The sequence below is a fragment of the Streptomyces sp. Ru73 genome (genome assembly GCF_002920575.1).
Classification (GTDB): domain Bacteria; phylum Actinomycetota; class Actinomycetes; order Streptomycetales; family Streptomycetaceae; genus Streptomyces.
Genome location: NZ_PQSQ01000043.1, coordinates 19079 through 41612, shown reverse-complemented (window position 1 = coordinate 41612; position 22534 = coordinate 19079). Strand labels below are relative to the sequence as shown.

General features: G+C 73.1%; 22 protein-coding genes. 10 read left to right on the top strand and 12 right to left on the bottom strand.

Annotation, left to right across the window (positions count from 1 at the left end; all coding sequences use genetic code 11):
- Window positions 1–10 precede the first annotated feature (10 nt).
- From C3486_RS19630 to C3486_RS19620, 3 genes are all read left to right on the top strand, one after another.
- On the top strand, window positions 11–898 hold the full coding sequence (locus tag C3486_RS19630) for an AraC family transcriptional regulator (RefSeq protein WP_103834038.1): 888 nt from the start codon (window positions 11–13) through the stop codon (window positions 896–898).
- Between the two features lie 202 nt (window positions 899–1100).
- Window positions 1101–1838 (top strand): AzlC family ABC transporter permease, encoded by a 738-nt coding sequence (locus C3486_RS19625; RefSeq protein WP_258052874.1) that lies wholly within the window; start codon window positions 1101–1103, stop codon window positions 1836–1838.
- Window positions 1835–2143 carry an AzlD domain-containing protein gene (locus C3486_RS19620; protein WP_103834036.1) on the top strand — a complete coding sequence of 103 codons (309 nt, stop codon included), beginning with the start codon at window positions 1835–1837 and terminating at the stop codon, window positions 2141–2143. The genes C3486_RS19625 and C3486_RS19620 overlap by 4 nt, the downstream gene beginning before the upstream one ends.
- 69 nt (window positions 2144–2212) lie before the next feature.
- Here the strand turns inward: C3486_RS19620 and C3486_RS19615 are convergent, their stop codons facing one another.
- Both C3486_RS19615 and C3486_RS19610 read right to left on the bottom strand, forming a co-directional pair.
- Window positions 2213–3601, bottom strand: a complete 1389-nt coding sequence (locus C3486_RS19615; RefSeq protein ID WP_146075016.1) for an MFS transporter — start codon at window positions 3599–3601, stop codon at window positions 2213–2215.
- The gene (locus C3486_RS19610; protein WP_103834034.1) at window positions 3598–5040 is read right to left on the bottom strand and encodes an alkyl sulfatase dimerization domain-containing protein; all 1443 of its coding nucleotides are present in this window, start codon (window positions 5038–5040) and stop codon (window positions 3598–3600) included. The genes C3486_RS19615 and C3486_RS19610 overlap by 4 nt, the downstream gene beginning before the upstream one ends.
- A 196-nt stretch (window positions 5041–5236) precedes the next feature.
- On the opposite strand from C3486_RS19610, the gene C3486_RS19605 reads away from it, so the two are divergent.
- A complete protein-coding gene (locus C3486_RS19605; protein WP_258052872.1) occupies window positions 5237–6487 on the top strand; it encodes a CdaR family transcriptional regulator in 1251 nt (416 codons plus the stop codon).
- Here C3486_RS19605 and C3486_RS19600 read toward each other — a convergent pair.
- Window positions 6466–7389 carry a prenyltransferase/squalene oxidase repeat-containing protein gene (locus C3486_RS19600; protein WP_103834033.1) on the bottom strand — a complete coding sequence of 308 codons (924 nt, stop codon included), beginning with the start codon at window positions 7387–7389 and terminating at the stop codon, window positions 6466–6468. The two genes, C3486_RS19605 and C3486_RS19600, sit on opposite strands and share 22 nt — an antisense overlap.
- A 79-nt stretch (window positions 7390–7468) precedes the next feature.
- On the opposite strand from C3486_RS19600, the gene C3486_RS19595 reads away from it, so the two are divergent.
- The 4 genes from C3486_RS19595 (at window position 7469) to recX (ending at window position 11057) form a co-directional block, all read left to right on the top strand.
- A complete protein-coding gene (locus C3486_RS19595; protein WP_103834032.1) occupies window positions 7469–7663 on the top strand; it encodes a DUF3046 domain-containing protein in 195 nt (64 codons plus the stop codon).
- A 159-nt stretch (window positions 7664–7822) separates the two neighbouring features.
- Window positions 7823–9085 (top strand): AI-2E family transporter, encoded by a 1263-nt coding sequence (locus C3486_RS19590; RefSeq protein WP_103834031.1) that lies wholly within the window; start codon window positions 7823–7825, stop codon window positions 9083–9085.
- Between the two features lie 217 nt (window positions 9086–9302).
- Window positions 9303–10424, top strand: a complete 1122-nt coding sequence (gene recA, locus C3486_RS19585; protein WP_103834030.1) for a recombinase RecA — start codon at window positions 9303–9305, stop codon at window positions 10422–10424.
- Between the two features lie 6 nt (window positions 10425–10430).
- Window positions 10431–11057 (top strand): recombination regulator RecX, encoded by a 627-nt coding sequence (gene recX, locus C3486_RS19580; protein ID WP_103834029.1) that lies wholly within the window; start codon window positions 10431–10433, stop codon window positions 11055–11057.
- Window positions 11058–11399: 342 nt separating this feature from the next.
- Here the strand turns inward: recX and C3486_RS19575 are convergent, their stop codons facing one another.
- From C3486_RS19575 to C3486_RS19540, 8 genes are all read right to left on the bottom strand, one after another.
- Window positions 11400–11789: a rhodanese-like domain-containing protein gene (locus C3486_RS19575; protein WP_103834028.1), complete on the bottom strand. Its 390-nt coding sequence runs from the start codon at window positions 11787–11789 to the stop codon at window positions 11400–11402.
- Complete coding sequence (locus C3486_RS19570) at window positions 11786–12346, bottom strand: cysteine dioxygenase (protein ID WP_103834027.1); 561 nt, start codon at window positions 12344–12346, stop codon at window positions 11786–11788. Before C3486_RS19570 ends, C3486_RS19575 begins: the two co-directional genes overlap by 4 nt.
- A gap of 211 nt (window positions 12347–12557) precedes the next feature.
- A complete protein-coding gene (locus C3486_RS38800) occupies window positions 12558–12644 on the bottom strand; it encodes a putative leader peptide (RefSeq protein WP_324605607.1) in 87 nt (28 codons plus the stop codon).
- Window positions 12645–12774: 130 nt separating this feature from the next.
- Window positions 12775–14913: an FAD-dependent monooxygenase gene (locus C3486_RS19565; RefSeq protein WP_103834026.1), complete on the bottom strand. Its 2139-nt coding sequence runs from the start codon at window positions 14911–14913 to the stop codon at window positions 12775–12777.
- A 487-nt stretch (window positions 14914–15400) separates the two neighbouring features.
- A complete protein-coding gene (locus C3486_RS19555; protein ID WP_103834024.1) occupies window positions 15401–16336 on the bottom strand; it encodes an amino acid ABC transporter permease in 936 nt (311 codons plus the stop codon).
- A 73-nt stretch (window positions 16337–16409) separates the two neighbouring features.
- Complete coding sequence (locus tag C3486_RS19550) at window positions 16410–17057, bottom strand: amino acid ABC transporter permease (RefSeq protein WP_103834023.1); 648 nt, start codon at window positions 17055–17057, stop codon at window positions 16410–16412.
- A 150-nt stretch (window positions 17058–17207) separates the two neighbouring features.
- Window positions 17208–18116 carry a glutamate ABC transporter substrate-binding protein gene (locus tag C3486_RS19545; protein WP_103834022.1) on the bottom strand — a complete coding sequence of 303 codons (909 nt, stop codon included), beginning with the start codon at window positions 18114–18116 and terminating at the stop codon, window positions 17208–17210.
- Between the two features lie 54 nt (window positions 18117–18170).
- A complete protein-coding gene (locus tag C3486_RS19540) occupies window positions 18171–18956 on the bottom strand; it encodes an amino acid ABC transporter ATP-binding protein (protein ID WP_103834021.1) in 786 nt (261 codons plus the stop codon).
- Between the two features lie 309 nt (window positions 18957–19265).
- On the opposite strand from C3486_RS19540, the gene C3486_RS19535 reads away from it, so the two are divergent.
- Together C3486_RS19535 and C3486_RS19530 are read left to right on the top strand one after the other, a co-directional pair.
- On the top strand, window positions 19266–19985 hold the full coding sequence (locus C3486_RS19535; RefSeq protein WP_103834020.1) for a response regulator transcription factor: 720 nt from the start codon (window positions 19266–19268) through the stop codon (window positions 19983–19985).
- A gap of 15 nt (window positions 19986–20000) precedes the next feature.
- A complete protein-coding gene (locus tag C3486_RS19530) occupies window positions 20001–21431 on the top strand; it encodes a HAMP domain-containing sensor histidine kinase (RefSeq protein ID WP_103834019.1) in 1431 nt (476 codons plus the stop codon).
- A 48-nt stretch (window positions 21432–21479) separates the two neighbouring features.
- On the opposite strand, the gene C3486_RS19525 is transcribed toward C3486_RS19530, so the two are convergent.
- Complete coding sequence (locus C3486_RS19525; protein WP_103834018.1) at window positions 21480–22475, bottom strand: TAXI family TRAP transporter solute-binding subunit; 996 nt, start codon at window positions 22473–22475, stop codon at window positions 21480–21482.
- Window positions 22476–22534 lie beyond the last annotated feature (59 nt).

Here is a 22534-nt window from a genome sequence, read left to right as displayed (position 1 = left end):
GAATGGGTGCATGGGGAGCAGCGGCGGGGGCCCGGCGGCGGGCCGGCGGACGGCGGACACCGGCGGGCGCGGACGCCCGCCCGGCGAGTGGGCGCGGCACTGGCGGCCCGCCGGGCTGCCCGGCCTCGACCTGCTGCGTGCCCGGTACGTCCGGCACACCTTCCCCCGCCACAGCCACGACGGGTTCACGCTGGGCGCGGTCAGCGGCGGCATCGAGGAGATCGGGCTGCCGGAGGGGACGGTACGGGCCGGCCACGGCAGCGTCGTCATGATCAACCCGGAGGTGCCGCACACCGCGCGGGCGGGCGTCGCCGAGGGCTGGACGTACGCCACCCTCTACCCGTCCGCCGGACTGGTCGCCGCGATCGCCGCCGAGACCACCACGCTCCGCGGCACCCCCGGGTTCACGGAGACCGCCGTGACGGACCCGCACACCGCCCGCCTCATTCACGAGGTGCACCGGGCCGCTGAGGAGGGCGACGCGCTCGCCGCCGACAGCGTGCTGCGCGTCGTCGTGGCCCGGCTGCTGCGCGCGTACGGCGGCTCCCTCCCGGCGCGCACGCCGCGCACGGCCGGTGCCCTGCGCGCCGCACGCGCCCGCGACATCCTGCGGGAGCGGCTGGCCGAGCCGCCGTCCCTGGAGGAGCTCGCGGCACAGCTCGGGACGGGCACGTTCGCGCTGCTGCGCGCCTTCAAAGACGCGTACGGGATGCCGCCGCACGCCTGGCTGACCAATGCCCGGGTACGCCGCGCCCGGCGGCTCCTGGAGAGCGGCAGCACGCCGGCCGAGGCCGCCGCCGCGGTGGGCTTCGCCGACCAACCGCATCTGAACCGGCACTTCACCAGGATCGTCGGGGTGCCGCCCGGCGCGTACCGGAGGGAACGCGGGGCGGCCTGAGGCCGACGTGTGGCCCGTGGGGTGGCCGACGCCGTTGCGCTCCTCTCGTGGGGCGGGCCCGATCCCGACGCGCGTCTCTTGTGGGCGGCGGCCGGCCGCAATCGGGTGCCGGGGCGGCGGCAAGAACGTACAAGACGGTGCTGCGCCCGCTGCGTACGTTGGCGACGTGCCTGAACGAATCGAACAGACCGCACCTCACGAGATACCCGACCCGCGGCGCACCACGGGGGACGCCGCCCCGGAGAAGCCCGACGCCGCCGTCATCAGGGACGCGCTCGGCGTCGGCGTCGCCGTCGGCCTCTCCGGCTTCGCCTTCGGAGTGACCTCCGCCGGCGCGGGCCTGACCGTGCTGCAGAGCTGCCTGCTCAGCCTCCTCGTGTTCACCGGCGCCTCGCAGTTCGCGCTGGTCGGCGCGCTGGGCGCGGGCGGCAACCCGTTCGCCGCCGCGGCCGGCGCCTTCTTCCTCGGCGCTCGCAACGCCTTCTACGGGCTGCGGCTCTCCGGGCTGCTCGGCTACCGGGCGCTGGTCAAGCCGTTCGCCGCGCACTGGGTCATCGACGAGACCTCCGCCGTCGCGTTCGCCCAGCCCGGCCGGCGCAGCGCCCGCCTCGGCTTCACCGTCACCGGGCTGACGCTCTACGTCCTGTGGAACCTCACCACGCTGGCCGGTGCGATGGGCGCCGAGGCGCTCGGCGACACCGACGCCTGGGGCCTGGACGCGGCCGGGCCCGCCGCGTTCCTGGCGCTCCTCGGCCCCATGCTCCGGACCACACTGGAGCGCGCCGCGGCCGGCCTCGCCGTCGTCCTCATGCTCGTCACCCTGCCGGTGCTGCCCGCCGGCGTTCCCGTCCTGGTCTCCGCGCTGGCCGCGCCCGCCGCGCTCCTCGTACGCGGCATCCGCTCCCGCAAGGCCCCGCACGCACAGGAGGAGAGCCGGTGAACACCTGGATCGCGATCGGCACCACCGCCGTCGGCTGCTACCTGCTCAAGTACGCGGGCCTGCTGGTGCCCGCCGGGCTGCTGGAGCGCCCCCTCGTCAAGCGGCTCGCCGCCCTCCTGCCGGTGGTGCTGCTGGCCGCCCTCACCGCCCAGCAGACCCTCAGCGACGGCCACCACCTGGTGCTGGACGCCAAGGTGGCCGGCGTCGGCGCGGCGGCCCTCGCCCTCGTGCTGCGCGCACCGTTCCTGTTGGTCGTCGCCGTGGCGGTGGTGGTGACGGCCGGGGTACGGGCGCTCGGCGCCTGACCCGAAGGGCGGCGGAAGCACGGCCTACGGGCGGCGGGGCGCGGGCCTACGGTCGCGCCCCGCCGTCGCCTACGGGCCGCGTCCCGCCGTCGTCTGCAAGGCCGCGCCCGGCTGTGCGTCCGTGCCCAGCCGCCGGGCGTCCCGCTCGGGGCGCAGGAAGCAGGTGACGGCCACACCGGCCACCGTCACCAGGCCGGCCATCAGCCCGTAGGCGCCGAAGTACCCGGACGCCACTGTCGCCCCCGCGTCCACGATGTGCCCCATGACGAGCGGCGCCAGCACGCCCGCCAGCGCGAACACGCCGGTCAGGGCGCCCAGGGTGACGCCTCGCCGGTCGGCGGGGGAGATCCGGGAGACCGCGGTCGCCGCGACCGTGAGGACGATGTCCGTGACGGACAACGGCCCCAGCAGCAGGACGACCTTCAGCCACAGCACGTCCGTCGCCGCGAACCACACCGTCGCCGCACCCGCCACGATCATCAGCAGGCCGGTCTTCACCCCCGAGGGCCACGGCAGGCGGGGCGGCAGCCCGGCAGCGGCCCGCTTGACCGACCGCTGCACGAGCACCCCGTGGGCCAGCATCGCGGCTCCCTTGGTGAGCGCCGACAGCATGATCAGCAGGCTCGCGCCGCGCAGCGAGAGGCCGCCGACCTCCTGGAAGTAGTCCGCCGACCAGGTCAGCCCGGCCGACAGCGTCCAGTACGCGGCGAACGAGCCCAGCGCCGCCGCCAGCCACGTGCCCGACAGCAGCAGCCGCCGGTAGGGGACGCGGACCGCCGCCCCCGTACTCGCTCCCGCGCCGCCCGGTCCGTGGGCGCGCCGTCTGCCCACCGGAGGGGCCAGCGGTCCCTCCGCGCCGTACCGGAGCCAGACCGCAGCCCATACGAGACCGACGAGGCCGACCGCCCCGAAGGCCCACCGCCAGCCCCAGTGACCGATCACCGCGCCCAGCGTGGGCGCTGCGACCGCCACGCCGGCCGCCGCGCCCGCCAGCAGTACCGCGGTCGGCAGCGTGCGGTCCTTCTGCTCGAACCAGCCGTACAGGTGGTGCAGCGCCACCGGGGACGCCGGCCCCTCCGCGGCCCCCAGGAGGACGCGCGTGACGACCAGCACCCCGAAGCCGGCCGCACCGACCAGCACCGGCAGCTGCGCCGCCGACCACAGGAGCGCCATCCCCAGCAGCAGGACGGACGTGCGCACCGTACGGGTGAGGTACGACCCCGCCAGCGCCGCCAGGCTGAACAGCGCGAAGAACGCCGACGAGGCCGTGCCGAACTGCTCACGGGTCAGCCCGAGGTCGTGCATCACCGGGTTCGCGGCCAGGCCCATCACCGTCTTGTCGGCGAAGTTCACCAGCATGAAGGCCAGCAGCAGCCAGGTCGTGCGCCAGGCACGCCCCCGTACGGCGGTGGCCGGGCCCGGGGCGACGGCCGGCGCGGCCCCGGCGGCGGACGTCACCGCAGCCGCCCGGCCGCCGCCCCGCTCCCGTCCGACGGGCCGCACGAGCAGCCGTCCGCGTCCGCCACGACACCGACCGCGATGCCGCCGGCAGCCCGCCGACGGCCTCCCTCGCTGCGCGTCAGCTCCGTGGTGAGGTCCGACCCCTCGGCGACCGCGGCGGACTCCGCAGCGGCCCACCGGAAGACGCCCTGGGCCATCGTGGACGTCTCGGCGGCGGCCCGCTTCGCGTACACCTCCGCACGGACCCGCGCCACCTCCCGGTCCTCCGGCGCCGCCAGCGCCGCGGTCTCCGCCAGGTGCGAGGCCAGCCGCAGCTCACCGCGGCCCAGCAGGTCCGCCGCCCGGCCCGCCAGTACGGCGGCGCCGCCCGCCGCCTCCGCCAGCTCGGCGGCCAGCTCCGCCTCGGGCGCGGGCTTGAGGTGCGCGGGGTTCTGGTCGTACCAGCCGCCCCACAGCCGCCACAGGTTGCGGACCACGAACTCCGGCTCGTCATACGCGGGATGCAGGTACGGCTTGGCGAGCAGCTCGGCCGGCACCCGCACCCGGTGCAGGACCTCGTCCAGCCGCAGCCCCGCGTTCATCAGCTCCCGCGTCTGGGTGCACAGCGACTCCAGCAGCTCGGCACTGTCCCCGAGGGCCTGCGCGACACGCGGCGCGCCCACGATGGGCACGCCGTGCCCGGGGAGCAGTACTTCGGCGCCCAGTTCCGCCATGGCGCGCAGGGCCCGCGCCCAGTCCTCGGGATAGCGCTGCACCTTCTGGGGGTTGCCGGCGTTCGGCGAGTTCCAGATGAACAGGTCACCCGTGCACAGCGTCTTCAGCTCCGGGACCCACACGTACGTGGCGTCGTCGGTCTCGCCGCGCGCATGGAAGAGCTCGAAGGTGAGGTCCCCGTGGCGCAGCGTGAGCCGGTCCCGGTAGGTGGTGTCCGGGTAGCGGTAACGGGTCGGCCAGTTGAGCGACGGCACGCCGAACTGCCGCCGGTTGATCCAGGAGTTGTAGCCGGCCGTCTCCGTGTAGCGGTCGAAGCGCGCCGCGACCGCCTCATGGGCGACCACCTCGGGAGCGGCGACGCCCCGCGCCCGTGCGTCCTCGTCGAACGGCGCGACCCCGAAGACGTGGTCCACGTGCCCGTGGGTGTACACGACGCTCCGCACGTCCTTGCGCGGCGCGCCGTCCGCCGTGCCGAACGCCGTCACCGCCGTATGCAGCCGCCGGGCCGTGCGGACGTCCCCCGAGTCCACCAGCACCAGCCCGTCCGACCCGGTGTCGAACACCGCCACATTGGCGAAGGCCGGGAAGAACCCCGTCTGCTCCCCGATGCGCACGAGAGCGTCGCCCGTGTACGCGCCCGAGAGGTGGGCGAGCAGCGTGTCCTGCCCCTGCCACACGCGGTCCACGTAGGCCAGGTAATCGTCGAGGCTGTGCTGCGTCATAGAAAGCGGCTCCTTCGGAAGATCGACTGCCGGCCGGTGCGCCACGGCCCTCCCCGGCCGGTGCACCGAGTCTGAGCCGCCCGCCGACCAGGGAACATCCGCCGCCGTCACACCCTCACGGCGCCGGTACTGTGACGCATCACAACCCGCTGCCCTCTCGTGGGGCCGTGACCGCATCCGCACGAAGGAGGCACGCGTGCCGCTCTCCGAAGCAGCCCGGCGCCTGGCCCTGCGCTGCGAGAAGCGGGTCAACGCACTGGCCCGCGAGATGAGCGGGGACGTGTTCGACGACGTCCCCGGGTACGCCGAACTGCCCGACGACATGAAGGACGTCGAGATCGCCGCCACCGCGCGGCACGGGCTGCGCCTCTTCATACGGCGGGCGCGCGGCCAGGACGGCCGCCACGGCGACCACGCGCTCTTCCGCGAGCGCGCCGCCCAGCGCGCCGAGGAGGGCCTGCCCCTCCACCTGCTGCTCCGCACCCACGTACTGGGCACGTACGCCCTCTGGCAGACGCTCCGCGACGAGGCCGGCCCCGGCGAGGAGGCCGCCCTCGTCGAACTCGCCGACTTCCTCCTCCGCAACCAGGGCAGCGTCATCGGCGCCGTCGCCGAGACCTACCTCGACGAACGCGCCGCACTGGACGCCGAACGGCACGAGGAGCGCCGCACACTGGCGCGCGCCCTCATCGACGGCGCGCCGCCCGCCGACCGGACCGCGCTGGAAGAACTCGGGCTCGCCGGACCCGTCACCGTCCTCGCCCTGCGGCTCCCGCAGGGCGACGGGCCCGCGCTCGCGCCCGTCGCCGTCCGCCGCCGGCTACGGCGCCTGCAGACGGCCCTGGAACGCGAATTCGGCACCGACGTGCTCGCCGCCCTGGACGCCACCGGCGGCCACGCGCTCGTACCCGGCGCGCCCGAACCCGCCGACGGCCTCGCCCGGCGGCTGGCCCGCGCCGGCGACGGCCCGGTGCGCTGCGCCGCCGCGCGGGCCGAGAGCCCCGAAGACATCCCGCACGCGGCCCGCACCGCCTCCGAAGTGATCCGCATCGCGCATGCCGCCGGACGGCCCCCGGCGCTCCACCGGCTCGCCGATGTGCTCCTCGAGTACCACCTCTCGCGCCACGACGAGAGCAGCCCGATGATCGCCGCCCTCCTCGACCCGCTCGACGGCCGCCCCGAACTGACCGACACCCTGCGCACTCATCTCGAGACGCGCCAGGACCGCCGCGCGACCGCGCAGGCGCTCGGACTGCACCCGAACACCGTCGACAACCGCCTCGCCCGGATCGCCGAGCTCACCGGCCTCGACCTGGCCTCACCACGCGGCACCACCCTGGCGCTCTGCGCGCTGCTCCTCAGGGACAGCACACCCGGGCCGCCCTCAGGGACGGCGCTCCCCGAGCATCCGCCCGCCCCCGGGGATCAGCCGATGTCGCGCCCGTAGGCGCGCAGCGTCAGCAGCGCCTTCAGCGTCACCATCGGACGGCACTCCAGCGCGGTGCCCGGCGCCCAGACCCGCCAGTTGATCGGCCAGCCGCCGTCCTCCTGCTGCAGCGAGGCGAGATAGTCCAGCGCCCGTTCCATCTCCGCGTCCGTGAACCAGCCGCGCGCCGGAGACGCCGGCGTGGGCGCGTAGTCGTACGCGAAGTGGTGCTCACCGGGTGCGTACCCCTCCGCCACCGGAATCTCCGCCACCCGCTCCGGCTCCGTGACCACCAGGCCCTGGTCCCGCACCAGCCGGCCCAGGCGCTGGGCGGCAGCAGCCGCGCGCGCCCGGTCCGGTACGCCCTCCAGGAAGGCGAGCGCGGCCTCCGCCCCGTAGGGATGCGTCTTCTCCAGGGACTCCACCGCCTGCCAGCAGTAGTCCGTGGCCCGGAAGAGCCAGGCGTGCCAGACCTCGTTCCGGTGCAGCAGCCCCACCACCGGGCCGGTCGCCAGCAGGTCGCTCGGCGGATCATCGACGATCGGGATCCACGGGGCCGCCGGATAGCCGCGCAACGAAGGGTGCAGCGCGGGCAGCGCACCCTCGGGCGTCGAGATGCGCGTCAGGTAGCGGCACACCCGCTCCACCCGGCGGCCGTCGCAGCGCCCGATGGCGTCCAGCACAGCCAGCGCGTGCGCCGTGTGCAGCGGCTGGCTGACCGGGCCGCGCAGGTCCGGCTCCAGGGCGTGCCCGTATCCGTCGTCGTCGTTGCGGTACGCCTCGAGCGCGGTCTCGACGGCGTCCGCGCTGCCGCCGAGGAAGTGATGAGCGAAGCGGCGCTGTTCCAGGACCCGCGCGGTCAGCCAGATGAAGTGCTCGGCGCGCGCCAGAGGGGTCGTCGGTGGGCTTGCGGTTTCGGCCATGGACCGACGGTAGGGCGGAACCCGCGGCCGGTCAGCGGCTCGCGCACGGCTGCACTCTCAGGGGCGGGATACTGGTGTCATGCGGTTGACGGACTTCTGGCAGCGGATGACGGACCATTTCGGCGCGGCGTACGCCGACACCTTCGCGCGCGACCACGTGATGTCCGAGCTGGGCGGCCGGACCGTCCACGAGGCGCTCGACGCGGGCTGGAGCGCCAAGGAGGTCTGGCGCATCGTCTGCACGGTCATGGGCGTGCCGCCCGAGAAGCGCTGACGCGCACCCGCCGGCTCCCCCGGCCGCCGCCGATCGCGCCCGGCGGCGTGGGTCACGGCCCGCGATGTCCGACCTGTGCGCGAGACTTGGCCCGTGTCCGCGACTCCGAAGCCCACCGGCCCCGACGACCGACGACCGAACGATCCGCGCGCCGCACGGATGCCGCGCTGGCTGCCGCGCGCCATGGTGCTGGCACTGGCCCTGCTGGCCTGCTTCCAGCTGGCGAGCTGGGCGTTCCACCAGCTCATCTCGCTGCTGCTGAACATCCTCATCGCGTTCTTCCTGGCGCTGGCCGTGGAGCCGGCGGTGGACTGGATGGCGGCGCGCGGCATGCGGCGCGGAGTGGCCACCGGGCTGGTCTTCCTCGCCATACTGATCGCCGGCGTGGGCTTCATGACCCTGCTCGGCTCCATGCTGGCCGGGCAGATCACCACGATGGTCGGGGAGTTTCCCCAGTACCTCGACTCGGTGATCAGCTGGACGAACAAGACGTTCCACACCCACCTCTCGCGCCTGGAAGTGCAGAACAACCTGCTGAAGTCCGACTGGCTCCAGCGGTACGTCCAGGACAGCGCCAACAACGTCCTCGCCGTCTCCGCGACCGTCCTGGGCTCGCTGTTCAACCTGCTCACGGTGGCACTGTTCTCGTTCTACTTCGCCGCTGACGGCCCCCGGCTGCGCCGCGCGCTGTGCTCCGTACTGCCGCCCACCCGGCAGACCGAGGTGCTGCGTGCCTGGGAGCTCGCGGTCGCCAAGACCGGCGGCTACCTGTACTCCCGCGGCCTGATGGCCCTGATCTCCGGCATCGCGCACTACGTCCTGCTGGAGATCCTCGGCGTGCCGTACGCGCCGGCGCTCGGCATGTGGGTCGGCCTCGTCTCCCAGTTCATCCCGACCATCGGCACCTACCTCGCGGGCGCGCTGCCGATGCTGATCGCCTTCACGGTGAACCCCTGGTACGCGGTCTGGGTGCTCGGCTTCGTCGTCGTCTACCAGCAGCTGGAGAACTACCTCCTGCAACCGCGGATCACCGCGCGCACCGTGGACATCCACCCGGCGGTCGCCTTCGGGTCCGTCATCGCCGGAACGGCACTGCTGGGCGCGGTCGGCGCGCTGATCGCCATCCCGGCGACCGCGACCCTGCAGGGGTTCCTCGGCGCGTACGTCAAGCGGTACGAGGTCACGGACGACCCGCGGGTCCTGGGCCGCGGCCGCCGCAGACGGGGAGCCTCGCTCCTGGCCAAGGTGCGCCACATCCTCCGCGCCGAGCACGCGCCGGCGCCGCTGGAGGACCGCCGGCAGGCCGAGAAGGCGGAGGACGAGAAGGCGGCAGGGGAGAACGAGGAGCGCGGGGACGACGGCGGGAACGAGGACCGCGGAGGGAGCGGCGGAGGCCGGCAGGACGGTCCCGGCGGCGGCTGAGCGGGGCGGGAGCCGATGTCCGATCCGGGGCTCGGGCGCGGCGTGCCGCGCTTGACACCAAAATCGAACATCCATTCTTATGAGGGCTACGGCCCCCATTTTCTGGGGCTCCCTGGAAGTTATCCACAGGCCGGGGCCGCGTCCGGGCGCATTGTCAGTGGCAGGCGTTAGCGTCATGGACGTGAAGCGATCGACTCAAGCGAACCGGGTGGAACCCATGGCAGGCACTGACCGCGAGAAGGCGCTGGACGCCGCTCTCGCACAGATTGAACGGCAATTCGGCAAGGGCGCAGTGATGCGCATGGGTGACCGGCCGAACGAACCCATCGAGGTCATCCCCACCGGATCGACCGCGCTCGACGTGGCCCTCGGCGTCGGCGGCCTCCCGCGCGGCCGCGTGGTGGAGGTGTACGGCCCGGAGTCCTCCGGTAAGACGACCCTGACCCTGCACGCCGTGGCCAACGCGCAGAAGGCCGGCGGCCAGGTGGCGTTCGTGGACGCCGAGCACGCCCTCGACCCCGAGTACGCCAGGAAGCTCGGCGTCGACACCGACGCCCTGATCCTCTCCCAGCCGGACAACGGCGAGCAGGCCCTGGAGATCACGGACATGCTGGTCCGCTCCGGCGCCCTCGACCTCATCGTGATCGACTCCGTCGCCGCCCTGGTGCCGCGGGCCGAGATCGAGGGTGAGATGGGTGACTCGCACGTCGGCCTCCAGGCCCGGCTGATGAGCCAGGCGCTGCGGAAGATCACCAGCGCGCTCAACCAGTCCAAGACCACCGCGATCTTCATTAACCAGCTCCGCGAGAAGATCGGCGTGATGTTCGGCTCGCCGGAGACCACGACCGGTGGCCGCGCCCTGAAGTTCTACGCCTCGGTGCGCATCGACATCCGCCGCATCGAGACCCTGAAGGACGGCACGGAGCCCGTCGGCAACCGCACCCGCTGCAAGGTCGTGAAGAACAAGGTCGCCCCGCCCTTCAAGCAGGCGGAGTTCGACATCCTCTACGGCCAGGGCATCAGCCGCGAGGGCGGTCTGATCGACATGGGCGTGGAGCACGGCTTCATCCGGAAGTCCGGCGCCTGGTACACCTACGAGGGCGACCAGCTCGGCCAGGGCAAGGAGAACGCCCGCAACTTCCTCAAGGACAACCCCGACCTCGCCAACGAGGTCGAGAAGAAGATCAAGGAGAAGCTGGGCATCGGCGTGAAGCCCGAGGAGATCCCGGCGGAGCCCGGCGCTGACGCGGCAGGCGCGGCGGAAGAGCCCGCCAAGACCGTCCCGGCCCCCGCGGCCAAGGGCGCCAAGGCAGCCAAGGCCGCAGCGGCCAAGAGCTAGTCCGCCGTGACCCGCCGAACGCACTGGCCCGACAGCGGCGACCACGACGCCGCGCCCGTCGCCGATGGCGGCAGCACGGACAGCGGTGGCCCGGCCTCGTCGAGGGCCGGGGACGGGCCGCCGCGCACACCCGAGGAGCAGGCGCGGGCCATCTGCCTGCGCCTGCTCACCGGAAACCCCCGTACGAAGAAGCAGCTGGCGGATGCGCTCCAGAAGCGGGGCATCCCCGACGAGGCGGCCGAGGAAGTGCTCTCCCGCTTCGAGGAAGCCGGGCTGATCAACGACGCGGCGTTCGCCGGGGCGTGGGTGGAGTCCCGGCACCACAGCCGCGGCCTGGCCCGCCGCGCGCTGGCCCGGGAGCTGCGCACGAAGGGCGTGGAATCCACGCTGATCGACGAGGCCGTGGGACAGCTCGACCCGGAACAGGAGGAACGGACCGCCCGGGAACTGGTCGACCGCAAGCTCCGTTCCACGCGTGGCCTGGACCGGGACAAGCGCCTCCGCCGCCTCGCGGGCATGCTCGCCCGCAAGGGTTACCCGGAGGGCCTGGCCCTCCGCGTCGTCCGCCAGGCCCTGGAGGCGGAAGGCACGGAGGACCCGGACGTGCTGGATGAGTACGGGCTGGGGGACTGAGGACGGACCGGGGGATTGAGTACGGGCTGGGACTGAGGACGGGGGATATGCGTCAGGGGCCGGCCCCGCTGGCGGCCCCTCGCCTCGGGGCCCCGCCCGGGGCGTAACCAGGTGGTCGCCCAGAGCGGTGGCCCCGAAGAGAGGCCCGAAGGGGCCCGGAGAGGGCCCTGCGGCGATGGCTCACCGAGCCGGAGGGCCTGAAGGCAGCCGGGAGGGCCCCGGAGAGGGCCCCGAAGGGAGCCGGGGGAGGGACTGGGGGGAACGGAGAGGGCGGCCCCGCGGCGGTGGCTTGCCGGGGCGGTGATGGCTTGCCGGGGCAAGGGGGCTCAGCCGCGGTCTCGGTCAGCCGGGAGGCGGTGCTGTCACCGGTAGGCCCGCGGCGTGCCAGGACTGGAAGCCTCCTGTGAGGTCCGTGGCGTGGCGCAGGCCGAGCCGGCGGAGCGAGACGGCGGCGAGGCTGGACGCGTACCCCTCGTTGCAGATCACGACGACGGGGAGGTCGTGACTCGTCGCCTCGGGGGCGCGGTGGTCGCCCGTGGGATCGAGCCGCCACTCCAGTTCGTTGCGCTCCACGATCAGCGCGCCGGGGATCGTGCCGTCCCGCTCGCGCAGCGCCGCGTAACGGATGTCCACCAGGAGCCCGCCGTCGCGCTGGATGGCCGCGGCCTCGTGCGGGTCCACGCGGTCCAGTTCCGCGCGGGCCCGTGCCAGAAGGTCGTCGATCGCGCTCACGCCCAGACCTCCGGGCGCTCGACCTCTTCGAGCCGCAGCACGGGGCCTGTGCGGCTGTAGCGCCGCATGAGGGGCAGCGGCGGGTAGTAGGCGTGCACGGACACGGCGTGGGTGTCGGACGAGGTGTTGAGGACCTGGTGCACATGGTGCGGGCCGAACGCCCGGCCGCGGCCGTCGCTGAGCCGCCGCTCGCGGTCCACGTCGTCCGCGAGCTCCAGCGTCTTCCAGCCCTCGGTGGGCAGCTGGGCCGCGAGGGACTGCTCGGTCAGTTCGCCGGCGGCCGCGGCGAACGCGCCCCGCGAGCCGCCGTGGTCGTGCCAGCCGGTGCCCGTTCCGGGCGGCCAGCCGATGATCCATGCCTCGCTGCCGCCCGGCCCGTCCAGTCGGATCCACGTACGGCCCTCCGGGTCGAGGGGAAGCGACGCGATCAGGTCCGCGTCGGCGGCCGTGCGGCGGACGAAGCCGAGCAGTTCGGAGGCGGTGGGGCCGAAGGTGTCGGCGGCGTGCGGTGGCGTGGGAGTACGTACGGCGGTCGTGGCGGAGGGTGCGTCGGTCATGGGTACCGTCCTGAATGATCGCGGGGATCGCGCGGCTGCGTACGGCGTGGCGTGGCCGTCGGCCTGGGGCCCGGGCGGGCCTCAGGACGAGTGCGCCCACGTTCGCGGGAGCGGTGGGTGGGCGGGTAGCCCGAGCGCGTTCGCTCAGCGGCACGTGTGCCGCGCGAAGAAGAAAAGGGGATCGGTGACCGGCGTCCGGATCAGGAGCCGGTCAGCAGGACGGACGACACACGCAGCCCGCATAGCGGACCAGGTCGAGATGGACCCTCCGCCAGAAGTGCGAGCCAGTGTCTGTCACGCTCCGTAGTGAAGCATGGCGTTCGCCGCACGGTCAACCGCGAAATGAAGGGCCGGAAGCGCGGGCCTTGCCCCGGCCCGGGCTCCGTACCTCGCTCCGCCCCTCTCCCCCCGTCCACGGTTCCGACCCCTCACCCGCGTCCGTCATCGAACCCGCTATCGAACCCGTCGTCGGCCCCACCGAGGGCCCCGTCATCGCGCGTACCGCGGCGTCCCGCCCCGCGCCCCTCGGGCACGTCCGCGCCGACATCCCCGGTCAGGCGCTCACCGCCCGCCGGACCGGCTGTCCCGGGCCCCGCATCCGCCTCCGTATCCACACCCGCACCCGCACCGGAATCCGCCCCCGCGGCCCAAGCCGCCACATCCGAACCCGAGACCGGCGTCATCCCCGAGCCCGACGGCTCCCCCGTCATCCCCGAGTCCGACAGCGCCTCCACCCCCGAACCCGACGGCGCCCCCGCCCCCGAGTCCGACGGCGCATTCGCGCCCCCGCGCGCCCCGCTTCCGAGCAGTGCTTCCGCGCATGCCCGCAGTTCCTCGGGGCGGACCCCGGCGAGGGCGGTGACGAGGTGGCCGTCGGGGCGGATCAGCAGGACGGTGTGGGCGGCGGCGCCCGGGTAGTGCTCCGCGACCAGGATCTCCGCGGGCAGAGGCAGCGCGGCCACCGCGTCGGTCAGCTGCGGCATGAGCCCGGCCGACATCCAGTGCCTGCGGTCCCACACGCCCGTGCCCGGCGCGACGAGGACGACCAGCAGGCCGCGCCCCAGCCGCTCCCGCAGCCGTACCGCCGAACCGTCCGGAGCCGTCACCGTGACGTCCTCGACCGGTCCGCCCGGCTCGGTGTCCACCCGGACCGCGCCGGCCGGTACGGTGGCCGGGGCGAGCGGCGACCGGTGGTACGCAGGGGCCGCGCCCAGTGGTCCGCGGCCCAGGTGCCCGTCCGTCAGCAGCGTCATCCGGCCGCGGCCGGCCGCCGTGACCACGCCCCGCAGCCGGCCGCGGGCGCCGCCGTCACGGAGCAGTGGCAGCGCCTGGTCAGCGGCGCGCAGGCGGGCGGCGACGGCGCTCCTGCGCTCCGTCTGGTAGCTGTCCAGGAGCGTGTCGGAGGCGCCGTGGTGCCAGGCGATGCCCAGTTTCCAGGCGAGGTTCTCGGCGTCCCGCAGGCCCTCGTCCAGCCCCTGCGTGCCCAGCGCGCCGAGCAGATGTGCGGCGTCCCCGGCGAGGAACGCGCGCCCCGAGCGCCAGCGCCGGGCCAGCCGGTGGTGGACCGTATGGACGCCGGTGTCCAGCAGCTCGTACGGGGGGACGGGCGAGCCGCCCGCGGAGTCGGCCCCGCCGTTCCCGCCGGCCGGATCGCCGCCTTCGTACCCAGCGCCGGTACGGGCCCCGCCGGTTCCCGTACCGGGCTCGGTCCAGCCCGCCAGCGTGTCCCGGATGCGGGCCACGAGGGCGTCCGGGGTGACCAGGTCGCGGCCCGGCGGCAGCAGCCAGTCGAGGCGCCAGACGCCGTCCGGGAGGGGCCGGGCCGTCACCTCGCCGGTCGTGCCGCCCCACACGCCGGTCCGGCCCGTTGCGGCGGCGCCGCGGCGCGGGGGAGCGCGGTGCAGCACGGCCTCGCCGGGCCAGGGGAGTTCGGTGCGCAGGGCGGCGACGGCGTGCCGCTCGACGGCGGTGCGGCCGGGGAAGCGGATGTCCAGGAGCTTGCGTACGGCCGAGCGGGGGCCGTCGCAGCCGATGAGGTAACTGCCGCGCCACCACGTGCCGTTGGGGCCGCGGGTGTGGACGCCGACGCCGTGGTGGTCCTGGATCAGTTCGATGACGCGGCTGTCGGTGACGACTTCGGCGAGCGGTTCGTGGTCGAGGACGGTGCGAAGGGCGCGGGCGAGGGCGTGTTGGGGCACGTGTATGGGGGAGAGCGGGGCGTGCGCGCCGTCGTCACCGGGCTTCGCGCCGTACGGGGTCCCGTCGCCTTCTTCCGTCCTGACCGCCACGGCTCCCGTCGCGGCGAACGCCACCCGGTCCAGCAGCCGGCGGCGCTGGACGGTGCGCCAGGCCGCCCAGCGGGTGCCCTCGGCGCCCAGGGTCTCGGCGCAGCCCAGCCGGGCCAGGAAGGCGGCGGTGTCGGGGCGGAGCACGGCGGTACGGGCGGGCCGTACCTCGTCGCGGCCGTCGGTCTCGTCCAGCACGATGCAGGGGACGCCGTGGCGCGTGAGCGCGACGGCGAGGGAGAGGCCGACCGGACCGGCCCCTGCCACGATCACCGGGTCCACGACGCTCCCCGGAAGCGGAGCTGCCGCACAGGACCCACGAGCGCGCTGGTCATACCGGTCGTACCGATCGCGCCTTCTGCATCGGGCGTACCGGCTGCACCCGCCGTACCAGCTGTGCCTACCGCCCCGGCTGCGCCTACCGCACCGGCCGTTCTTGTGACCCCGCCGGAAGGCCCTGACAACCCCGCGCCACCCGTCCGCCGGCACCCCGCGGCAGCGCGCACCGGGCGGCGTGAGCTGAACTGACCGGGGCTCAGCCGGAGGGTCTTGCGGGACGTACAGGAAATGGCAGTTGAGGCCCGGTGCGCGATCACACAGCGTATGCAACCTAGTGCGGGCGTGCCGCGTCAAGTGACAGGGGCAGCGGCGCCCATGCCGCTGCCCCTGCCACCTTTCGCTCCGTCAGTTACCGAAACTGCTCGGGGAGTAGGGGGTTCAGCCGCCCTTGCCCACCGGGCCGGTCGGCCGCCCTCGCCCGCCGGGCCGGTCAGTCGCCCTTGCTCACCGGGCCGGGAGTCGTCGCCCCGTCGATCGCCCCCATCGCGTCGCCGGCCGTGAGCGCCTGCCCCGCCTCGGCGACCGCGATGCCGGTCTTGGCGCGGCGGCCGCGGCGCTCGATCCAGTTGGCGAGCGCGGAGAGCGCGAGACACATGGCGACGTAGATCGCACCGCCGACGATGATCATCGGGACGTACGGGTTCTCGTCGTTGACGACCGTGTTGCCGGCCAGCTGCTGGATCGCGTACAGCAGCTCCTGGTAGGTGATGACGTAGCCGAGGGAGGTGTCCTTCAGCGTCACCACGAGCTGGCTGATGATCGTCGGGAGCATCGCGCGGACGGCCTGCGGGATCAGCACCGACGTCATGACCTGCGTCTTGCTCATGCCGATCGCGTACGCGGCCTCGCGCTGCCCCTTGGGCACGGAGTTGATGCCCGCGCGGAGCACCTCGGCCTGGACGGAGCCGTTGTAGACGGTCAGGCCGATGACCAGCGCCCAGAACTGCGTTCCCTCGCCGGTGAAGCCCAGCTCGGACTTGTAGCTGAGGAAGAGCACCCACAGCACGTAGATCGTGATCAGCAGCGGGACGGCACGGAAGAGCTCGATGAAGCCGGTGGCCAGCCAGCGCACGGGCTTGTGGTCGGAGAGGCGGCCGACGGCCAGCAGTACGCCGAGGGCCAGCGACAGCACCGCCGCCACCGCGAAGACCTGGAGCGTCGTGAGGACGCCGTTGCGGATCGAGGTGCGCACCCCGGCGTAGTTGAAGATGTCCCACATCTCCGGCGCGAACTGTCCCTTGGCGGCGAGGCGCAGGACGGCGAAGGCGATGAGGGCGAGCACGGCGAGCGCGCCGACGACCGTGTAGACGCGGTTCCGTACGCGGGCCTTCGGGCCCGGCGCGTCGTAGAGGACATTGCTGCTCATGCTTCCGCCTTGCTTCGCTCGGCCGTGCGCTCGGGCGACGGGCACTTCGTGGGGGCGTTCTCGCTGACCGCGTTCATCGGGCCACCTCCAGGCGGCGCTCCAGCAGCCGGAACAGGCCGCTGATGGAGAAGGTGATGATCAGGTAGGCCAGGGCGATCCACAGGAAGATCCAGCCGATCGCGAAGCCCTTGTCGCTCAGCAGCTTGGAGACGTTGAACAGCTCGGTGTTGCTGAAGGCGCCGGCGATCGCGGAGTTCTTGGTGAGCGCGATGAAGATGCTGCTCAGCGGCGGGATCACGGTACGCGTGGCCTGCGGCAGGACGATCATGCGGAGGGTCTGGATGAAGGTCATCCCGATGCTGCGGGCGGCCTCCGCCTGACCGAGCGGCACGGTGCTGATGCCGGACCGCACGGCCTCGCAGACGAACGACGAGGTGTAGAAGCCGAGCGCGAGCATGGCCAGCACGAAGGGGCTCGTGCCGGGGAAGAAGATCTGCGGAACGATGAAGAACGCGACGAGGAAGAGCAGCGTCAGCGGCGTATTGCGGAGCAGCGTCACCCAGGCGGTGCCGAAGGCGCGCAGCGGCGGGACCGGGGAGACGCGGAAGCCGGCTATGAGGACGCCCAGGACGAGAGCGAGTGCCCCGCTGGCCGCGGTCAGCGCGAGGGTCCCCAGGAATCCTTCGCGGAACTGCGGGAGGTGATCGAGGAGTACGTTCATGGGGTCTCCGCGGTGGCGGTGAGGGAGGTGGCGGCGGACGGGCGCGGGAGGCCGGCCCCATGGCGGGACGTTCGCGAGGCACCGCGCCCCGTACGCCCGCCGCAGCGGGCGTACGGGGCGCGACGGCTCGGGCCGGTGCGAGCGGTGTGATCAGTAGCGCGGCAGCGGGGTCTTCGGCGCCTCGTAGGGGGAGCCGGACTTGCCCAGCGTGCCCTCGTACGCCTTCTTGTAGTCGCCGTTCTTGATGTGCGCCTCGAGCGCGTCGGTGATCGCGTCGCGCAGCGCCTTGTCGTTCTTGTTCATGCCGACGCCGTAGGGCTCCTCGGTGAACGGCTTGCCCACGAGCTTCAGCTTGGTGGGACGCTCCGCCGCGTAGCCCTTGAGGATCGCGTCGTCGGTGGTGACCGCGTCCACCTGGCCGTCCAGCAGCTGCTTCACGCAGAGCGAGTACTTGGACAGCTCGGTGGTCTCGGCCCCGTACTTGGCCTTCTTGATCTCCTGGAGCGGGGTGGAGCCCACGATCGAGCAGACCTTCTTGCCCTTGACGCTGTCGGGCCCGGTGATGCCCTTCTCGTCCTTGCGCACCAGCAGGTCGGCGCCCGCGGTGTAGTACGGGCCCGCGAAGCCGACCTGCTTCTTGCGCTCGTCGTTGATCGTGTAGGTGCCGACGTAGTAGTCGACCTGGCCCTTGGAGATCGAGGTCTCGCGGACGTTGGAGTCGACCGTCTTGAACTCGATCTGCTTGGCCGAGAAGCCGAGGTCCGCCGCGATCATCTTGGCGATCTCGATGTCGAAGCCCGTGCGGTTGCCGTCGGAGTCCTGGAAGCCCAGGAACGGCTGGTCCGCCTTGGCGCCCACGATGATCTTGCCGCGCTGCTGGGCCTTCTTCAGGGTCGGGGAGTCGATCTTGACGTTCTCGGCGACCTTGTACGTCCCGCTGAAGACCTTCTCGCCCTTGGGCTTGTCGCCGGCCGTGCCGGACTCGCCACCGCACGCCGTGGCCGTCGCGGTCAGCGCGAGCACCACCGTGGCCGCAGCGGCCGTCTTACGCATCCTCATGGTGAAGTTCCTTCGGTTCAGCAGGGGTGGACAGTCATCGGGGCCACTGCGGGCTCAGTGATGCAGGATCTTGGAAAGGAAGTCCTTGGCACGGTCGCTGCGCGGATTGTCGAAGAACTGTGTCGGCTCGGCCGATTCGACGATCCGGCCGTCCGCCATGAAGACGACGCGGTTCGCCGCGGAGCGCGCGAAACCCATCTCGTGCGTGACGACGACCATCGTCATGCCGTCCCGGGCGAGCTGCTGCATGACCTCCAGCACCTCGTTGATCATCTCCGGGTCCAGGGCCGAGGTCGGCTCGTCGAAGAGCATCACCTTCGGGTCCATCGCCAGCGCACGGGCGATGGCCACGCGCTGCTGCTGGCCTCCGGAGAGCTGCGCGGGGTACTTGTCCGCCTGCGTGCCCACGCCCACCCGGTCCAGCAGCGCGCGGGCCTTCTGCTCGGCCGCGCGCTTGTCCGCCTTGCGGACCTTCAGCTGGCCCAGGGTCACGTTCTCCAGGACCGTCTTGTGCGCGAAGAGGTTGAAGGACTGGAAGACCATGCCGACGTCGGCACGCAGCCGTGCCAGCTCCCGGCCTTCCTGGGGCAGCGGTTTGCCGTCGATGGTGATGCTTCCGGAGTCGACGGTCTCCAGCCGGTTGATCGTGCGGCACAGGGTCGACTTGCCGGACCCGGACGGGCCGATCACCACGACGACCTCGCCGCGCTTGATCGTCAGGTCGATGTCCTGGAGCACGTGCAGCGCGCCGAAGTGCTTGTTGACGCCTGCCAGCACGACCAGATCGTCCGCCGCCGGGGCGGGGCCCCCGGGGTCCTTGGTCACCGATACTTCGCTCATCGGCGGGTAGCTCCGTCCTCCTCGGTTGAGAGGACAGTAGTGACGCACTGCGATCAGCGTCATTACATCTGAGCGGAAATTGAGCATAACGATCCGGCTGCAAAGGGACACTCTGGGTGAACGGGGCGCGGGGTGCGTGGACGCCTCGGCGGCCCGGTTTGCGGAGCGCAACGGTCCACCTCGTACGGGCCGGTACCGGCTGCGTAACAGATGTCCGTACCGGCTCGGCTCCCTCTTGACGCGCGCGCTGTCGATCGCGGTAGATGCCCTGATGGCCTGGGACGCGAGCCGGTGGAAGGGGGAGGGCCGATGCGGCTGCTGCTGGTGGAGGACGACAACCACGTCGCCGCGGCGCTGTCCGCCGTGCTCGCCAAGCACGGCTTCGAAGTGGTGCACGCGCGCAGCGGAGAAGAGGCGCTGCACGCGCTGGTCCCGGATGCCGGGGAGCCCTTCGCGGTCGTCCTGCTCGACCTGGGCCTCCCCGACCAGGACGGATTCGAGGTCTGCGGCCGGATACGGAAGCTCACCAGCACCCCTGTGATCATGGTGACCGCGCGGTCCGACGTCCGTTCCCGGATCCACGGCCTCAACCTCGGCGCGGACGACTACGTGGTCAAGCCCTACGACACGGGCGAGCTGCTGGCCCGTATCCACGCGGTCAGCCGGCGCACCGTGCACGGCCCCGGCGAGCACGGCACCGAAGAGGCGGCCGGCGAGCACCTGCTGCGCCTTGGGGACGTCACCATCGAACTGGCCACCCGCCGGGTCTCCGTGCACGGCGGCACGGTCCCGCTGACCCGCAAGGAGTTCGACCTTCTGGCGCTGCTCGCGCAGCGTCCGGGGGTGGTGTTCCGCAGGGAGCAGATCATCAGTGAGGTGTGGCGCACCAACTGGGAGGGCACCGGGCGCACCCTCGAAGTGCACATCGCCTCGCTGCGCTCGAAGCTGCGCATGCCCGCGCTCATCGAGACGGTGCGCGGCGTCGGCTACCGGCTCGTGGCGCCCGCTCCCGCGCCGCCGGGTCCCTGACGGCCGTCCCGTACCGTGCGCACCCGCCTCCTCCCGCTCCTCATCGTCCTGATGGCCGGTGTGCTGCTCGCGCTCGGCTTCCCGCTGGCCGGGAGCCAGGCGGTGGCGGAGCAGCAGCGGGTGGTGGTGGACCGGATCGACGACGCGGCGCGCTTCGCCTCACTGGCGCAGTTCGTCACCGCGCGTCCCGGTGCCGACGGGCGTGCCTCCACGAAGGACGAGCGGCTGAGCACACTCCGTACGGAGCTGCGGCGGTACCACGATCTGTACGGCATCCGTGCCGGTGTCTTCTACCGCGACCGCACCCCCATGGCCGCCGCGCCAGCGGGCTGGCGGGTACCGCGCGAGGGGGAAGGGCGACAGGCCTTCGAGGAGGCGCTCGCGGGGCGGCGCAGCCACGACCCGCACCAGGCGTGGCCGTGGGACGACCGCCGGCTGCCGGTCGCCTCGCCGGTCATCCGGGACGGTGACGTCGTCGCGGTGGTCTTCACCGACTCGCCCACCGGGCAGCTGCGGTCACGCATCCTGCACGGCTGGCTGTGGCTGGTGGCGGGGGAGTCGCTGGCCATGCTGGTCGCGGTCGGGGCGGCGTTCCGGCTCACCGGGTGGGTGCTGCGGCCCGTACGCACCCTGGACGCGGCCACTCACGACATCGCCACGGGCCGGATGAAGTCGCGGGTCGCCGCGGGGTCGGGACCGCCGGAACTCCGCAGGCTGGCCCGCTCGTTCAACGAGATGGCGGACAACGTCGAGGACGTGCTGGAGCAGCAGCGCGCCTTCGTGGCCGACGCCTCGCACCAGCTGCGCAACCCGCTCGCGGCCCTCCTGCTCCGCATCGAGCTGCTGGCGCTCGAACTCCCGCCGGAGAACGAGGAGATCGCCTCGGTCCGTACGGAGGGCAAGCGGCTGGCCCGGGTCCTGGACGGCCTGCTGGACCTGGCGCTGGCCGAGCACACCCCCGCCGACCTCCAGCTCACCGACGTCGCCGCGCTCGCCGCCGAGCGTGCCGACGCCTGGCGCCCGCTCGCCGACGACAAGGGCGTGGCCCTGCGGTACGAGGGCCACGGCGCGGTCACGGGCTGGGCGGACCCGGTGGCGCTCTCCAGCGCGCTGGACGCGGTCGTGGACAACGCCCTGAAGTTCACCCCGGCCGGCGAGGAGGTCACGGTCGCCGCGGCGCCCGAGGGCGAGTGGGTCCGGATCACCGTCGCCGACCACGGGCCCGGCCTCACCGAGGAGGAGCTGGAGCGCATCGGCGACCGCTTCTGGCGCAGCGGCCGCCACCAGAACGTCTCCGGGTCGGGGCTGGGCCTGTCGATCACCCGCGCCATGCTCGCCGCGGGCGGCGCGGAGATCTCGTACGCCCCGAACGCGCCACGCGGCCTCTGCGTCACCGTCACGGTCCCCCGCGACCGTCCGGCCCCCGAGCCCCCGGCAGGCCGCTGACGGCCCCGCGAGGCGGCCGCACGGCCCGCCCGTGGCTCAACGGCCCGCCTAAGGCTTGGCCGAGACGTAGTAGCGCCGGGCGCCCTCGTGCAGTGGCAGCGGGTCGGTGAAGACGGCGGTGCGCAGGTCCACCTTCTGCGCGTCGTGCACCTCGCGGCCGACGCGGTCCCGGCTGTCGATCACCGTCCGCGTCACCTCCCGGGTCAGGTCCGGGTCCTCGCGGTCGGTGGTGACCAGCAGGTTCGCCACCGCGATGGTCTTCACGGCCCGGTCGTCCTGGGCCTCGGGGTAGGCGTCCGCCGGCATCACCGCCGCCCGGTAGTAACGGCTGCCCCTGCCCTGCGCGTGCAGCGGCTCGACCAGGTCGCCGAGCTGGACCAGCCGTACGGGGAAGCGGTCGGCCAGCCGCTGCACGGCCGTGGTCGGCAGCCCGCCGGACCAGAAGAACGCGTCGAGCTTCCCGTCCTCCAGGAGCCGCGGCATCGCGTCGATGCCGACCCGCTCCGCGTGGATGTCCCGGTCGAAGTCCAGCCCCGCTGCGCGCATCAGCCGCCGGGTGATCAGCTGCACTCCGGAGCCGTCGGCGCCGACCCCGACCCGCAGCCCCTTCAGGTCGCGCGTCGAGCGCACCGTGGAGCCCTTGGGCACGACGAGCTGCATGTAGTCGTCGTACAGCCGCGCGCAGGCCCGCAGCCGGCCGGCGTCCCGGCCGCCCTGTACCTGGTACGTGGCGACCGCGTCGGCCGCCGCGATGGTGAATTCCGCACGCCCGGACACCAGTTTGCGGATGTTGTCGACGGAGCCCTCGCTCCGGGTGAGCGTGACGTCGAGGCCCGGGAGATCGTGCGCGAGGTCCTGCTTCAGGAGCTCCCCGTAGCGCGCGTACACCCCGGTCGGCACCCCGGTGGCCAGCGTCACCCGGCCGCTCGGTGACGGCCGTCCGCCCGGCAGCAGGCACCACAGCAGCAGCCCTGCGACGGCCGCCGCTGCGACCGCCATCTGCAGCGCGCGGCGCCCGCCGGGCCGGGGAATGCTGGGGACCATGGCGGGAATCCTGCCAGCCGCGGCCTCCGAAGGGGAGGGGCGAGCGGCGGCCGTCCGTC